This window comes from Chryseobacterium sp. CS3K3.1, from assembly GCF_059515165.1.
Window position 1 is genome coordinate 1 of the sequence record NZ_JCAKRV010000018.1, and the last position, 14,803, is coordinate 14,803.

The window sequence follows — 14,803 nt, forward strand, 5'->3', positions numbered from 1 at the left end:
AAAAGCTTTCCTTTTTTTATGCTCAAAAAAAAGACTGTCTCACTTTTGAGACAGCCTCTTCTTATTTATTAAGGATTTTCTTTTGCAATTTCATCATGATGTTTAAGATACAAAGGCAGCGCTGCAGAGCCATACCAAGGGAAAATTTCATAGCTGAAGACACCAGCCTGAACTGCTGGATCTGTTTTTACCCACTGCTCGGCTTCTTCCTTCGATTTGGTGTTGAAAATAAACATGCCACGGTAGTTTTCTTTATTCTTTTCAAGGAAAGGTCCGGCAACAACAATTTTGCCTTCATTGGCCAGTTTACCGATATTGGCCATGTGCCCTTTCATGAGTTCGCCCATTTTGGCTTTGTCTTCAATTTTAGTAGTGCCAGATGTCAGCATAACAATCGTATAAGGTTTCATCCCATATTTATCAGCACCTAAAGAAGTAGCCAGTTCCTGATTATATTTAGGTTTTTCTGCTTTCTTTTCCTGAGCAAAAGAAAATGCTGAAAGAAAGAGACCTGCAAGTAGTAATGTTCGTGATTTCATCTTGTTTTTATTTTGATAAATATAATAAATCCTTATAGATTTCTGAAAACTGAATTTTTAATGGTAATATGAAACAAAAAAACCTCGATGAGTTCGAGGTTTATATCTAATTATTCTGATGAGGTTACTAGTCTTTAATTCTTAAAAATTCTTTCGCCAGTTCGATCATCTTTGGATCTCCGGTATATTTGCCATGCTCATCGGAAAGTTTTACTGTAGGAATCCATTCTTTATTGGGAGCCTGTACGCCAATAAGTTTCATTACGATATTCATGGGCTTCAATCCTACATCATTGGTAAGGTTGGTGCCGATTCCGAATGAGATACCAATTTTTCCTCTGCAATAATTGGTAATTTCCTCCACTTTTTCAAGATTTAATGCATCTGAAAAAATAATATATTTAAACATCGGATTGATCCCATTTCGTTGATAGTGAGCAATGGTTTTATCTGCAAATTCCAGGGCATCTCCACTGTCATGACGAACGCCATCGAAAAGCTTTGCAAATTTTTTGTCGAACTGCTGGAAAAATACATCTGTGGTATAAGTATCAGACAAAGCTACTCCAAGATCACCTCTGTACACATCTACCCAATGTTCCAGCGCCAATTCATTGGCCATTTTGAATCCATATTCGGCGGCATGGAACATAAACCATTCATGAGCATGCGTTCCGATAGGTTTTACACCATATTTCATTGCAAAATGCACGTTTGAACTTCCGATAAAAGTAGACTCTTTTTTCTGGGTTAAAGCTTCCATGACCAGATTTTGTACCTTATAAGAATGTCTTCTTCTCGTTCCAAATTCTGCAAATGTTACTCCAAGTCTGCCCAATGAATCTGCTTTTTCTATCGTTTTGCTCATGACCACTTCGTTGGAATCTCTTTCCATGTGGTTCATTTCGTAATGCAGTTCACTGATCAATGCCAGCAGTGGAACTTCCCAAAGAATCGTTCTGTACCAAAGCCCTTCCACAATGACGGAAAGGTCTCCTCCTTCCTGGTGGATTTTTACTTCAGACGGATCATAATGATAACCTTCTAAAAAATCAAGATAGGGCAGATCTATATAAGGACATGTTCTCGCCATGAACTTTTTTTCATCTTTCGTAAGTTTAAGCTCGGCCATTTTATTCACAGCTTCTCTTAAAGCAGCGTCAAACCCTTCCGGAAAGTGGTGTTTTCCCCTGTTGATAAATTCATATTTTACAATAGAACTCGGGAATAGCTTTACCACAGCATTCTGCATGGTTATTTTATAGAAATCATTATCAAGGATAGAGTTTAATCTGACGTCGCTCATAATATGTGTAATTTTAACGCAAATATAAAAATAAAAAATAAAATCGCCTAAATGTAAGGCGATTTTTTTGAAATATTTCCATGCTTTTAATGGAGTTATTTTCCAAGATAAGAATTGTACATCCAAACTTCTTTCTCCTGCTCGGTGATATAGTCGCTCATCTGCGAATTCGTACCTTCGTCTCCCGCTTTATCTGTAATGTCTAAAAGTTCTCTCTGCAGATCAATTACCACTTTGAATGAACTTAGAATCTGTTCAACACTTTTGGTACCGTCCGTTACTTCTTTGCTTTCTTTAATGGTTGCTACTTTTAAGTAATCTGAATAATTATGTGCAGGAGTAGCTCCTAACGTAAGGATTCTTTCTGCAATCTCATCAATCTTTAAGACCAGGCTATTGTACAATTCCTCAAACTTCGGGTGAAGGGTGAAGAACTGATCACCTTTAATATTCCAGTGAGAACCTCTTGTGTTCTGGTAGAATACTGAATAGTTAGCTAATAGTACATTTAATTTTTCTGAGATGTTTTTACAGTCGGCTTCTTTAAGACCGATAATACTTGCGTTTTTCATATGTATATATTTATTTTTTAAATGTGATACAATCACCACTTCGGTTCAATAGAATATGAAGCTTTTTAATGATGACTGCTGTGTTTATCATTGTATATCCCAAATTTACGAAATATCGTGCCGAACTCGTTGGATTATTCATAGATCATAACTATAAGAAAGTTTTTAAATATAGTTTGGATATATCGGGTAAGGGATTATGATTGTACTATGAATGAAAATTTTATAGATGTGATTTAGAATTATAAATTCACAATTATTTAATACCCATTTTTTAAACTTGAAAAAAATATTCTTTTCTATCTCTTTTCCCCGTATATATTATAGTTCTTTGAATGTTATATCGAAACGTCTTCTATTTTCGATGTAAGTATTTGATTTTAATTTTTATATAAGTGTTTGTAGATTAAAAAAATATTACTATTTTTGCACCCTAAAATAAAAAGCAATTAAATGCCTACTATTCAACAATTAGTAAGAAAAGGAAGAGCCACGCTTGCCAAGAAGAGCAAATCGGCTGCCCTTGATTCTTGTCCACAAAGACGTGGTGTATGTACGAGAGTATATACAACTACACCGAAGAAACCTAACTCTGCACTTAGAAAAGTAGCAAGGGTAAGACTTTCTAACGGTAAAGAAGTTAATGCCTATATCCCGGGCGAAGGACACAATCTTCAAGAGCACTCGATAGTATTGGTTAGAGGCGGAAGGGTGAAAGACCTACCGGGAGTACGTTACCACATCGTAAGAGGTGCATTAGACACCGCTGGTGTAAATGGAAGAACTCAGAGAAGATCTAAGTACGGAGCTAAGAGACCTAAACCAGGACAAGCAGCTGCTGCTCCTGCAAAAGGAAAGAAAAAATAATCATTAAATAAGGTACAAAAGCAATGAGAAAGACAAAAGCGAAAAAAAGACCGTTGTTACCAGATCCGAAATTTAATGATCAATTGGTAACGAGATTCGTAAACAACTTAATGCTTGACGGTAAGAAGTCAATCGCATTCAAAATTTTCTATGATGCATTAGATATCGTAGAAACTAAAAAAGGAGATAACGAAAAAACTGCACTTGAAATCTGGAAAGATGCACTTACAAATGTAATGCCTCACGTAGAAGTACGTTCTAGAAGAGTAGGTGGAGCTAACTTCCAGATCCCTATGCCAATCAGAGCTGATAGAAAAATTTCTATGGCAATGAAATGGTTAATCAAGTATTCTAAAGCTAGAAATGATAAGTCTATGGCTTTGAAATTAGCTAACGAAGTTGTAGCTGCTTCAAGAGAAGAAGGTGCTGCTTTCAAAAAGAAATCTGATACTCACAAAATGGCGGAAGCTAACAAAGCTTTCTCACACTTCAAATTCTAATCTGAAATGGGAAGAGATCTTAAATTTACAAGAAATATTGGTATCGCTGCTCACATTGACGCAGGTAAGACTACCACTACAGAAAGGATTCTATTCTATACAGGGGTAAACCACAAAATTGGAGAGGTTCACGATGGTGCTTCTACAATGGACTGGATGGAGCAGGAAGCAGAAAGAGGTATTACTATTACTTCTGCAGCTACCACTTGTTCTTGGAACTTTCCAACAGATCAAGGAAAAGCTTTACCAGAAACTAAACCTTACCACTTCAACATCATCGATACACCGGGACACGTTGACTTCACAGTAGAGGTAAACAGATCTTTAAGAGTATTGGATGGATTGGTATTCTTATTCTCTGCAGTAGATGGAGTAGAGCCTCAGTCTGAAACAAACTGGAGACTTGCTGACAACTACAAAGTTGCAAGAATGGGATTCGTAAACAAAATGGACAGACAAGGTGCTGACTTCCTTAACGTGGTAAACCAGGTTAAAGAAATGTTAGGATCTAACGCAGTTCCAATCGTTTTACCAATCGGTGCTGAAGAAGATTTCAAAGGAGTTGTTGACTTAATTAAAAACAGAGCGATCATCTGGGATGAAGCAGGACAAGGAGCTACTTTCGAAGTAGTGCCAATTCCTGAAGATATGAAAGATGAAGTTCTTGAATATAGAGAAAAACTGGTAGAAGCTGTTTCTGAGTATGACGAAACTTTGATGGAGAAATTCTTCGAAGATCCGGATTCAATTACAGAAGAAGAAATCAATGCTGCATTGAGAGCTGCTACTATCGATTTATCTATTATCCCAATGACTTGTGGTTCTTCATTCAAGAATAAAGGAGTACAGTTTATGTTGGATGCAGTATGTAAATACTTGCCTTCTCCATTGGATAAAGATGATATCAAAGGTACTGATCCAAGAACAGACGCTGAAATCACAAGAAAACCATCTGTAGATGAGCCTTTCGCAGCTTTAGCATTTAAGATTGCTACTGACCCGTTCGTGGGAAGATTAGCATTCTTCAGAGCTTACTCTGGAAGACTGGATGCTGGTTCTTATATCTTGAACTCTCGTTCAGGAGATAAAGAAAGAATCTCAAGAATCTATCAGATGCACGCTAACAAGCAAAACCCGGTAGAATATATTGAAGCTGGTGATATTGGTGCAGCGGTAGGATTCAAGTCTATCAAAACTGGTGATACGATGTGTGATGAGAAAAACCCAATCGTTCTTGAATCGATGGTTTTCCCTGATCCGGTAATCGGTATCGCTGTTGAGCCTAAAACTAAAGCTGACCAGGATAAAATGGGTAACGCTCTAGCTAAATTGGCTGAAGAAGATCCAACGTTTACTGTTAGAACTGACGAAGCTTCTGGACAAACGATCATCTCTGGTATGGGTGAGCTTCACTTAGATATCATTGTAGACCGTATGAAAAGAGAGTTCAAGGTTGAAGTAAACCAGGGACAACCTCAGGTAGAGTACAAAGAAAACTTAACAAAAGTTGCCAGCCACAGAGAAGTTTACAAAAAGCAATCTGGAGGTAAAGGTAAATTTGCTGACATTGTATTTGAACTAGGACCTGCAGACGAAGGTAAAGTTGGTTTAGAATTCATCAATGAGATCAAGGGTGGTAACGTTCCTAGAGAATTCGTTCCTGCAATTGAAAAAGGATTTAAAGCTGCAATGAAGAACGGTCCATTGGCTGGTTTCGAAGTTGAAGGTATTAAAGTGGTTCTTAAAGATGGATCTTTCCACGCGGTGGATTCTGATGCTCTTTCATTTGAAATGGCTGCTAAATTAGGATTTAAAGAAGCGGGACGTGCTGCTAAGCCAGTAATTATGGAGCCTATTATGAAACTGGAAGTTGTAACTCCGGAAGAATATATGGGTAACATCATTGGTGACCTTAACAAGAGAAGAGGTACTATCAGTGGGCAGGAAGAGAAAAACGGAGCTGTTGTAATCAAAGGTTCTGTTCCACTTTCTGAAATGTTTGGATATGTAACTACTCTAAGAACACTTTCATCAGGAAGAGCTACTTCTTCTATGGAATTAGAGAAGTACCAGGCTACTCCACAAAACGTTGCTGAAGAAATCATAGCTAAAGCAAAAGGTTAATTTTTAAATTAAAGAAATGTCACAAAGAATCAGAATAAAACTAAAATCTTACGATTACAACTTGGTAGACAAGTCTGCTGAGAAAATCGTAAAAACGGTAAAGGCTACTGGTGCTGTTGTAAACGGTCCTATTCCATTACCAACGAATAAGAGAATCTTCACAGTGTTGAGATCTCCGCACGTAAACAAGAAAGCAAGAGAGCAGTTCCAACTTTCAGCTCACAAGAGACTAATGGATATCTACTCTTCTTCTTCTAAGACTGTTGATGCTCTAATGAAATTAGAACTTCCTTCAGGTGTAGACGTTGAAATTAAAGTGTGATAAATGCATACTTTGCAATGATTATACAATCCGTTCCTTTTCAGGGACGGATTTTTTTATGTACATGCTATTTTATATAACCGCATCAGTGGCAAAAAGCAGATTTGTAATACATCAAATCTGCTTTTTTTTGAATTATACTTTTTGTAATCATAAAAAAACTTTAAAAGATTTGTCTTAATAATGGATCAGATCTGTTTGATGATTGTAATGAGTCTCCAGATGAGATTAATGATCTGATATTATCAGGGCTTTTCGTGGTGACATATGTCACACTGGTTTATTTATTTAGAATTAATAAAAATAATAATTTTGCAAAAAATTATCAGATGAATAAAGTAGTATCCTTTTCTCTGCTTGTATTGGGTGGGGTTTTTGTAAATGCACAGAAAGTTAACGATTCTATTAAAAAGTCGAAAGAAATTGACGAAGTAGAACTATTCGGTGAAAGAAAAAAGCAACCGCAAGGTTTGGAAGCGATTACAAGATTGCCTTTAAAAACCAGAGACCAGATCCAAAGTATATCTGTAATCTCTCATAAAGTAATTGAAGATCTGGGAGGGTTGACCGTTACTGACGTAGCAAAGAATGTTCCGGGAGTTACTCAATTCGGTAGCTATGGAGGGACTAGAGAAAGTATGTCTATCAGAGGATACAGAGGTGTACCGGTCTTAAAGAATGGAGTACAAATGGACTCCGATTTCCGTACTGCAGGAATGCTTACCGATATGCAGGGAATAGAAAGTATTCAGATAATTAAAGGTTCTGCTGCTGTTACACAAGGAATAGGAGATGGTTTAGGTTCTGCTGGCGGAGTAATTAATGTGGTAACTAAGATACCTAAATTTATTAATCAAACCAATGTTGGTTTCAGATATGGAAGCTGGGATTTTTATAGACCAACAGTTGACTTCCAGAGAGTGTTAGATTCTCAGGGGAAAATTGCTGTCAGGTTAAATGCAGCTTACCAGAATAATAACAGCTTCAGAAGATTTATTAATACCGAACGTATTTATGTGAATCCATCTATTGCCATTCGTCCGGATGATAAAACCGAGATTGTAGTTGAAATGGATTATATGCATAACAATACAACACCGGATAGGGGAACTGTAAACCTTGCCAAAGGAGATACAGAAGCAATATACAGAATGCCGGGAAGAAAATTCCTTGGATTTTCTACAGATAAGGCAAAAACTGAAACATTCAACTTTTCAACAACTGTTACACGAAAACTGACTGAAAAATTGAAGGTAAGAGCTGCATATATGAGTTCATCTTATCAGACTGAAATTGTAGGTGCTGCCCTGGCACCGTTAAAAAGAGATAATCCAACAGAATTCCGTAATAGAACACTGACAAGATCTGATAGAGAAGATTTAAATAAAGTATTTCAATTTGACTTTATCGGAGCTGATGTAATGACAGGGTTTATGAAACATACTTTTCAGGTAGGTTTTGACTGGAAGGAATCTAATGTTACAACGACTTCGTATAAAGCTAAAGATGTAGATCAGATCAATGTTCTGAATGAAATCAACAATATCCTGCCTGCTGGAGTTAATATAGACTTGTCAACAGCTAATGCTATTAATACGGTAGCACCTACTATGGGATTAATGGCACAGGATGTTATTACGTTCAATAAATACATTAAAGCTCATTTAGGAGTTCGTTATAGCAGGTTAATTGGTTCAGACAAAGAAAAAGATTATGCCTGGAATCCCTCTTTGGGAATTATGATCTCTCCTATTGAAAATATGAACATATTTGGTTCTTACACAAGCACTACCTCGCTGAGAAGTTCCAATAATGTATTGTTTAGCGGAGGGACTGTAGGAGCATCAACTACAAAACAATGGGAGGCAGGAATTAAGTCTGACTGGCTGAATGAAAGATTAAGATTTAATGTAACCCTTTTTGACATCAATACAGATAATTTATCATATGAACTCCTTGATGATGGAAATCCTACAGGAAAATATGCACTTGCCGGAAACTTAAAAAGACAAGGTGTTGAAGTTGAATTGATTGGTAAAATTCTTCCAAATCTGCAAGTGATGACAGGATGGGCGTATGTGGATGCACAGTATAAAGACAGCCCTTCATTTGTGAATGGTTCAGCACCGATTAATACACCTAAACATTCTGCTAATGCATGGTTGAATTATAAATTCGACACAGGAATACTGACAGGTCTTGACGTAGGGGCCGGAATTTATTTTGTGGGAGAAAGACCAGTGGACGACTATAAGCAAAAATATACTAATACGGAAAATGGACATGTAAACGGAACCCAACCGGGGGAAAAACCTTTCTTTATGCCCCAATATACTACAGTAGATGCCCAGATAGGATATTCTTTCAAAAATGGATTGGGATTAAGAGGTTTCTTCAATAACATCTTTGATTCAGTAGGATACAATTCCTACTTCAGAGGAGGATATATCGATCAGATCCAGCCAAGAAACTTTGCTGTACAGGTAAACTATAAATTCTAACACAAAAAAAAATTATTATGAAAATTGCCAGAACATTATTTTTAGTATGTATTGCCATTGCCGGTTTAAGTTCATGTTCCGAAGAACATCTGTCTGAAGAGGAACTGAAAACAGCAAGAGAAAATATAGAAAGACATTACACAAATCCCAGAAGTATATATTCATGGGGTAATATTTCTCCCTGGAAAGATCATTGGAATAATACCTCTTATCCAAAAACTTTTTCACCTGGACAGGTCGGAAGGAGCATCATAGCAGAAGAAAAGCTAAATGTTGAAAACCGTTTTTCAGGAAAAGTCAAGTAACATACTCTCAATCATTCATATCAATTTTAATTCAAAGAACATTAAGGCAGAACTTCTGTTTTAATGTTTTTTTTGTCAGTAATTGTAGTCATGATTCCTGTTAATTTTATACATTTAATTAATCATTTAAAATGACAGTCATGGGAAAAAAGAGCCATAGCTTTTTTGAAAAATTTTCAAACTGGGCTGTAAAATTTACAGGAAGTCCATATGCTTTTATAGGAGCTTTTATTATCGTAGTGCTATGGGCGGTAACAGGACCTTTTTTTGATTATTCCGAAACCTGGCAGCTGGTGATCAATACCGGAACTACAATCATAACCTTTCTGATGGTATTTTTGATTCAGAAAGCGCAGAATAAAGACTCCAAAGCGATACAGATTAAACTGAATGAACTTATAGCTGCTCATGAAAAAGCAAGCAATCGTATTGTGGATATTGAAGACCTTACAGAAGAAGAACTTGATCAGCTACATGTTTATTATGAAAGACTAGGACATCTGGCCAAAAAGGAGGCGGATATTCATACTTCTCATTCTATTGATGCTGCGGAAAGAAACCATGACTATAAATATGAATTCTTCAAAAGAAAACATGAAGAATGGATACAGAAACAAAAAAAGGATTAATTAAAAATTTTCAGAATATGTGAAATAATGTGATATATTCTTAATTTTTCTATTCATATTATGGTGTTTTTAATGGTTATTTTTAATTTTCCGCCATGCTTTTAGTGTTTTTTTTGATAAATATCTACTTTTATTAAAAAAAACGTATGAAAATAAAATTATTTTGTTTCTCGGTATTTCTGTTCGCAATATCAGCAAATGCCCAGTGGAGCAGAGGGCTGCCTCAACAAAAAATAACAAAAAAGAGTGATCATTCTGTTTACTACCAACTTGATATTGATCAGATAAGGACACAGCTGCTAAGAGCTTCTAAAATAGGCGAAGGTTCTCCCATCACCATTACTATTCCTACTCTTAATGGAAAAATAGAGAAATTTTCAGTCAGCAGTTTTCCGGTAATGGATGAAACTCTGGCTAACAAATACCAGTTGGGTTCCTATGTTGGAATTGGCGTTGATGATCCTACTAAATATATCAGGTTCAGTGTTGCTCCCCATGATTTTCAGTCTATGATTATTGGTGCCGACGGCCAATATGAATTTATAGAACCGGCAACATCTGATAAGTCTTATTATTCCGTACATGGAAAGACTAATAAAAGCGGACATGCATTTGCCTGCTCTACCAAAGAAGATAAAGAAGCTGTGGCTAATCTTGAAAAGCTTAAGAATTCTGGAGCAGCAGCAAAATCAAATAATAAAATCTTCCATACCTTGAGATTAGCCATGTCTGTTACAGGTGAGTATACTGCCTATTTTGGTGGTGTTGCTGGCGCACTGACACAGATCAATGCTACTTTATCAAGAGTAAACGGTGTATTTGAAAAAGAATTTAATGTACACGTTAATGCAATTAATGCTCCGGGGCTGATCTTTACCGATATAGCTAATGATCCTTACAGTGATTCCAGTCAGATGTGTAAATGGAATTATGAACTGATGAATACATTGCATGGAGGAGTTTATGGGGTTACAGATGACGATTTTGATATAGGACACTTGTTCGGCGCTACAGGTGGTGGTGGAAATGCAGGCTGTATTGGCTGTATAGGAAATAATGATACATCTACCACTATTGATCCTGATTGTGATAACTCACCTTCTCCAAATAACTACAAAGGAAGCGGTTTTACTTCTCCTGCAGACGGTATACCACTGGGAGATAACTTCGATATAGATTATGTAGCGCATGAAATAGGGCATCAGTTGGGAGATAATCACACCTTCAGTTTTAATGAAGGAACAGGTGTCTGTGTGGAACCTGGTTCCGGATCTACCATTATGGGCTACGCCGGAATTACAGGAACCAATACAGATGTTCAGCAACATTCTGACGCCTATTTTCATAGTGTAAGTATTGACCAGGTACAGGCTAATCTTGCTGCAGTAACTGCTGATGTGGAAACTCCTATTGTTAATAATCCACCGGTTGTAACCGCAATGAATACAATCTATACCATTCCTAAATCTACAGCATTTGTACTGACAGCATCAGCAACAGATCCTGATGGAGATGCTTTAACTTATTGCTGGGAACAGGTGAATTCAAGTAGTTTGAGTAATGGAATTTCCAAAACGAACATCGGAAATACAACCTCCGGTGCAAGCTTCAGATCCTGGGCGCCTACCACCAATCCTACCAGATATTTCCCTAAGCTGGTAACCGTATTGGGAGGAGCTGTAAAAAATACAACTGACTTTGAAGCAGCAAGTACAATGGCAAGAACTACGAACTTCCGCGTGACGGTAAGAGATAACAAACCAGGAGGGCAGGCCCAGACAGCTTATGCCACACAAACTATTGTAGTAGGTTCTGCAGCCGCATTTACTGTAAATACAACATCATTGACACCCAATGCCAATTCTGCAATTGCATGGACTGTTTCCGGAACAACTGCTGCTCCATATAATGTAGCTAACGTAAAAATTGATTATACAGCAGATGGCGGAGCAACCTGGAATGACCTTGCTGCATCAGTTCCCAATAACGGATCAGCGAATGTTTTTATCCCGGCATCTTTAGCTGGAAAAACGATTCACCTGAGAGTTTCTGCTATTGGAAATGTTTTCTACGCTGTGAAGCAGGCTACGGTGTCCAGTCTATTGGCAGTTTCTGAAGCTGGAAACGTGAAGTCTGTTAAGATCTATCCAAACCCTGCAGAAGATGTATTGAACATTACAAATGTTTCTTCAAACGCTTCTTATGAAATTTTCAGTGCTCCGGGGCAGATCATTGCCAGGGGAACTATAGGCGACGGCAAAATTAATGTAAAAGCTCTTGTGAAAGGAATCTACTTTATCACGATTAACAATAAAGAAGAAAAGAGTACAATTAAGTTTGTTAAAAAATAATCAGGTTAACAATCAAAATAAAAAACCTCTGAGTCATCAGAGGTTTTTTTATGGTTTTTATTATCGCATAAAATAGTTGAAATAACTACAGCTTCCCATTAAGTTCTTCGTTGTTTCAGTATCAGAATACTGAGCTTTTAACTGAGCAAAATAGGTTCTGTATTTCTGGTTTTTAAGATTGTCCATTTCTTTTTGTCGGGCATCTTCTTTTTCAGACCATTTCGGATCAGAATAATCAAAATCCTTGGGTGCCTTGGCTTCATATTGATAATATTTGCCTTGTTCAGCACTTGCCATCTGGAATAGGATTCTTGCTTTTTCTTCTTTATTATTGGAAAGCTTAAGTGCTTTTTGATAATAATTGATGGAAAGGTCAAAATTATCAGGTTCAATATAAGAAGTATCAAGGAAGTTTTTATAATAATACTTATAAGGATTCTTTCTGTCTGTATTCCAGAAATCATATTTACCTCCGTTGCTGTTGTCGATATCCATAACAAACAATTCGCGGTAATATCCTAAAATAGAAGTATTATACAATAAGTTTCCGATCAGCTGATTGGCTTTTGCCGCTTTTTCACCTGTACCGTTTCCGATCTTTTTCAACTGAATCAAAGCGTCTGCCAGCTCAAGTTTATTCATACTTGTTTTGATGAATGGGAAATCAGCGTAATTTTCCGCTTTCATACTTTCGGTATCAGGGCTTCCGAAACTTTCCCATACATTATGTCCGAATACAAGATTTGAAATATTTTTAAATCCGTCGTATTCTGCAGGAGCGTATTGTTTTGGAGTGATGGTTTGCCCATTCTTTTCTGTCCATTCATAATTTTGTCTGGGGATACCCGCAAAGCTTTTTGCTTTTTCATAATAAGCTTTTGCTTTTTCAAAATCGGCAAGTCTCATGGCTCTGTCTCCATAAATGGTATTGAAGAAGGCATCAATATTACCCACGCTGTCCATGTTTTTGGCGATGATCTGCTGTTCAAACTGTGTTTTATTTGGTTTCCTGTAAAACTCTTCCACACTTTTTACCAGACTTGAGTTCGGGTTGTACTGCAAATCCGAAAGCTTATTATTCATCAGGAATGATTTTCCATCCTCTCCCTGAAGGAAGTAACGGTTGGCAATAACATCCTTCAGGAAATCAGCCGTTGAAGGTACTTCACCATAATAATCGAAATTATCTGTAGTGGCTGTATCTTTTTCTACCTTTTTTTCTACGAAGTATTCTGCATACTCTTTCATCAGATGGTCTTCATAGTCTGCATCAATTTTCGGCTGGGAAACAATATCGTTCAGAACTTTCATTCTTTTGATCTCTTCCAGATATTCCGGATTGGTCGTTTTGATGTCATTCAGAATTTCAGAACTTTCTTTATAGTCTTTCTTTAAAAACTTAAGATAAGCATCTGCAATCTGCCAGTACTCATCCTTAGACTTTTCCTTTGTTTTATCAGTGAATTTTTCAAGACTGTCAAGGAAATCCTGTGTTTTTTCATCGTAATAATAAGCCGTTCTGTTATAAAAAGGGATTCTATCCGGATTACTGAACAGCTCATCGTCACTTTGATCAGCTTTAACATTATTACCTGTTTTATCAGATTTGGAACCTCCGAAAAGATTTTTGAAGAACCTTACAATTTTCTGCCAGAAAGAAAGCTTTTGTTCTTTCACCTCACTTTTGGTTGAATCTGCAGATGTATCTTTTGAGGTGTTATCCGTTGAATTTTCCTTCGTCGTTGCTTTTTGAGCATCTGAAGTGTAATAATAGGTAGGCAGATAGCTTCTTTCAAGCTCGTTGATACTTCTGGCAGCCATTACCTTCAGAATCTCGGAATCTGGATCAATTTCATACATCTTTTCCATCATGGGAATTGGATTGTTGAAATCTTCATAACCCAAAAGAAAGTAAGCCATATTCTTTTCTTCATTCGTATTGGCTCTTTTCATGATATTGCTGAAAGAGGCAGTGTCTGAAAGTTTCATGGAAACAAAAGCAGACTCCTTACGGTCTTTACTGTTCATGAATACCTGAAAAAAGTTCCAGTTGGCATCACTGTTCATTTCCAGTCCTCTTTGAGCTCCTGCCAATTGGTCCAGAGACATGAAGTAGACTGTTCCTTTCAGTTTGATGGGAGCAACATATGTTTTGAAAGCCTGCAAAGCAGAATCGTAGTTTCTGGTATAATGATTAAGACGTACCAGCTGATATCCGTACCGCTGCTTGATTTCAGGATTTCTCGCTGCGTTGTACAAAGAGGTTAAAGCAGAGATGGTTTTATGGTAATCAAGAGCCGTAGCATTTTTTCTGTTGGCATCCCTGTCGTAATAGAATGAGTTTTCACTTTCTATATAATTGATGCTCATATAAGGCTCAAGATACTTGGCTTCAATCAAATAATCAATACCTTCCTTATATTTCTGGTAAAATCCGGTGCCTAGCTTTTGTAAAAGAGGGTTGGTTGGATTTCCGTTCTTTAAAGCATTCAGGTCGTTCATACTGATCTTATACACCAGATTATGGGTTTCAGAATAACTGAGCTGATTGTTAAAAAACTTTTTCCATGTTTCAACATTATCATCAGGAATCAATGCAGAATTATATCCTCCATAAAATCTGCTTGAATAATTATGCAGGAAGGGAAGATAAGCCTTGTCTTTGATGATGGTTTGCGTAAAAAGGTTGAAGTAATCATAATCAGGATCCGACCACGCACAGGCGTCAGATTGGGTATAGAAAAGTGATACAACCGCAAGTGAAAGAATATACTTTTTCATAGGGTG

The 14,803-nt window shown here is 36.9% G+C and carries 12 protein-coding genes; 8 read left to right on the forward strand and 4 right to left on the reverse strand.

The features are described from left to right. Positions 1–68: 68 nt before the first annotated feature. From AC5YGI_RS16240 to AC5YGI_RS16250, 3 genes are all read right to left on the reverse strand, one after another. On the reverse strand, positions 69–539 hold the full coding sequence (locus AC5YGI_RS16240; protein WP_330745099.1) for a YciI family protein: 471 nt from the start codon (positions 537–539) through the stop codon (positions 69–71). Between the two features lie 127 nt (positions 540–666). Further along, entirely contained in the window at positions 667–1,845 is a 1,179-nt protein-coding gene (gene pncB, locus AC5YGI_RS16245; RefSeq protein WP_110008537.1) for a nicotinate phosphoribosyltransferase, read from the reverse strand. Positions 1,846–1,940: 95 nt separating this feature from the next. Beyond that, a complete protein-coding gene (locus AC5YGI_RS16250) occupies positions 1,941–2,417 on the reverse strand; it encodes a Dps family protein (protein ID WP_062673577.1) in 477 nt (158 codons plus the stop codon). A 453-nt stretch (positions 2,418–2,870) separates the two neighbouring features. On the opposite strand from AC5YGI_RS16250, the gene rpsL reads away from it, so the two are divergent. The 8 genes from rpsL to AC5YGI_RS16290 all read left to right on the forward strand — a co-directional run bounded on the left by rpsL (position 2,871) and on the right by AC5YGI_RS16290 (position 12,016). After that, positions 2,871–3,284 carry a 30S ribosomal protein S12 gene (gene rpsL, locus AC5YGI_RS16255; RefSeq protein WP_002983146.1) on the forward strand — a complete coding sequence of 138 codons (414 nt, stop codon included), beginning with the start codon at positions 2,871–2,873 and terminating at the stop codon, positions 3,282–3,284. Between the two features lie 23 nt (positions 3,285–3,307). Further along, the gene (gene rpsG, locus AC5YGI_RS16260) at positions 3,308–3,784 is read left to right on the forward strand and encodes a 30S ribosomal protein S7 (RefSeq protein WP_062673583.1); all 477 of its coding nucleotides are present in this window, start codon (positions 3,308–3,310) and stop codon (positions 3,782–3,784) included. Positions 3,785–3,790: 6 nt separating this feature from the next. After that, positions 3,791–5,908 (forward strand): elongation factor G, encoded by a 2,118-nt coding sequence (gene fusA, locus AC5YGI_RS16265; RefSeq protein ID WP_110008538.1) that lies wholly within the window; start codon positions 3,791–3,793, stop codon positions 5,906–5,908. Between the two features lie 16 nt (positions 5,909–5,924). Then, positions 5,925–6,230 (forward strand): 30S ribosomal protein S10, encoded by a 306-nt coding sequence (gene rpsJ / locus AC5YGI_RS16270; protein ID WP_002661363.1) that lies wholly within the window; start codon positions 5,925–5,927, stop codon positions 6,228–6,230. A gap of 329 nt (positions 6,231–6,559) precedes the next feature. Continuing rightward, positions 6,560–8,731: a TonB-dependent siderophore receptor gene (locus tag AC5YGI_RS16275; protein ID WP_330745100.1), complete on the forward strand. Its 2,172-nt coding sequence runs from the start codon at positions 6,560–6,562 to the stop codon at positions 8,729–8,731. A 17-nt stretch (positions 8,732–8,748) separates the two neighbouring features. Then, complete coding sequence (locus AC5YGI_RS16280) at positions 8,749–9,036, forward strand: hypothetical protein (RefSeq protein ID WP_330745101.1); 288 nt, start codon at positions 8,749–8,751, stop codon at positions 9,034–9,036. Between the two features lie 131 nt (positions 9,037–9,167). Beyond that, complete coding sequence (locus AC5YGI_RS16285) at positions 9,168–9,665, forward strand: low affinity iron permease family protein (protein ID WP_446106890.1); 498 nt, start codon at positions 9,168–9,170, stop codon at positions 9,663–9,665. Between the two features lie 146 nt (positions 9,666–9,811). Continuing rightward, on the forward strand, positions 9,812–12,016 hold the full coding sequence (locus AC5YGI_RS16290; RefSeq protein ID WP_330745103.1) for a zinc-dependent metalloprotease: 2,205 nt from the start codon (positions 9,812–9,814) through the stop codon (positions 12,014–12,016). 60 nt (positions 12,017–12,076) lie between these two features. Here AC5YGI_RS16290 and AC5YGI_RS16295 read toward each other — a convergent pair whose 3' ends face one another. Continuing rightward, positions 12,077–14,797, reverse strand: a complete 2,721-nt coding sequence (locus AC5YGI_RS16295; protein ID WP_330745104.1) for a hypothetical protein — start codon at positions 14,795–14,797, stop codon at positions 12,077–12,079. Positions 14,798–14,803: the final 6 nt, after the last annotated feature.

Coding starts and splice junctions, on each gene's coding strand:
- AC5YGI_RS16240 (WP_330745099.1), bottom strand. CDS start 539: ATGAAATCACGAACATTACTACTTGCAGGTCTCTTTCTTTCAGCATTT.
- AC5YGI_RS16275 (WP_330745100.1), top strand. CDS start 6,560: ATGAATAAAGTAGTATCCTTTTCTCTGCTTGTATTGGGTGGGGTTTTT.
- AC5YGI_RS16250 (WP_062673577.1), bottom strand. CDS start 2,417: ATGAAAAACGCAAGTATTATCGGTCTTAAAGAAGCCGACTGTAAAAAC.
- pncB (WP_110008537.1), bottom strand. CDS start 1,845: ATGAGCGACGTCAGATTAAACTCTATCCTTGATAATGATTTCTATAAA.
- AC5YGI_RS16285 (WP_446106890.1), top strand. CDS start 9,168: ATGACAGTCATGGGAAAAAAGAGCCATAGCTTTTTTGAAAAATTTTCA.
- rpsJ (WP_002661363.1), top strand. CDS start 5,925: ATGTCACAAAGAATCAGAATAAAACTAAAATCTTACGATTACAACTTG.
- rpsL (WP_002983146.1), top strand. CDS start 2,871: ATGCCTACTATTCAACAATTAGTAAGAAAAGGAAGAGCCACGCTTGCC.
- rpsG (WP_062673583.1), top strand. CDS start 3,308: ATGAGAAAGACAAAAGCGAAAAAAAGACCGTTGTTACCAGATCCGAAA.
- AC5YGI_RS16295 (WP_330745104.1), bottom strand. CDS start 14,797: ATGAAAAAGTATATTCTTTCACTTGCGGTTGTATCACTTTTCTATACC.
- AC5YGI_RS16290 (WP_330745103.1), top strand. CDS start 9,812: ATGAAAATAAAATTATTTTGTTTCTCGGTATTTCTGTTCGCAATATCA.
- fusA (WP_110008538.1), top strand. CDS start 3,791: ATGGGAAGAGATCTTAAATTTACAAGAAATATTGGTATCGCTGCTCAC.
- AC5YGI_RS16280 (WP_330745101.1), top strand. CDS start 8,749: ATGAAAATTGCCAGAACATTATTTTTAGTATGTATTGCCATTGCCGGT.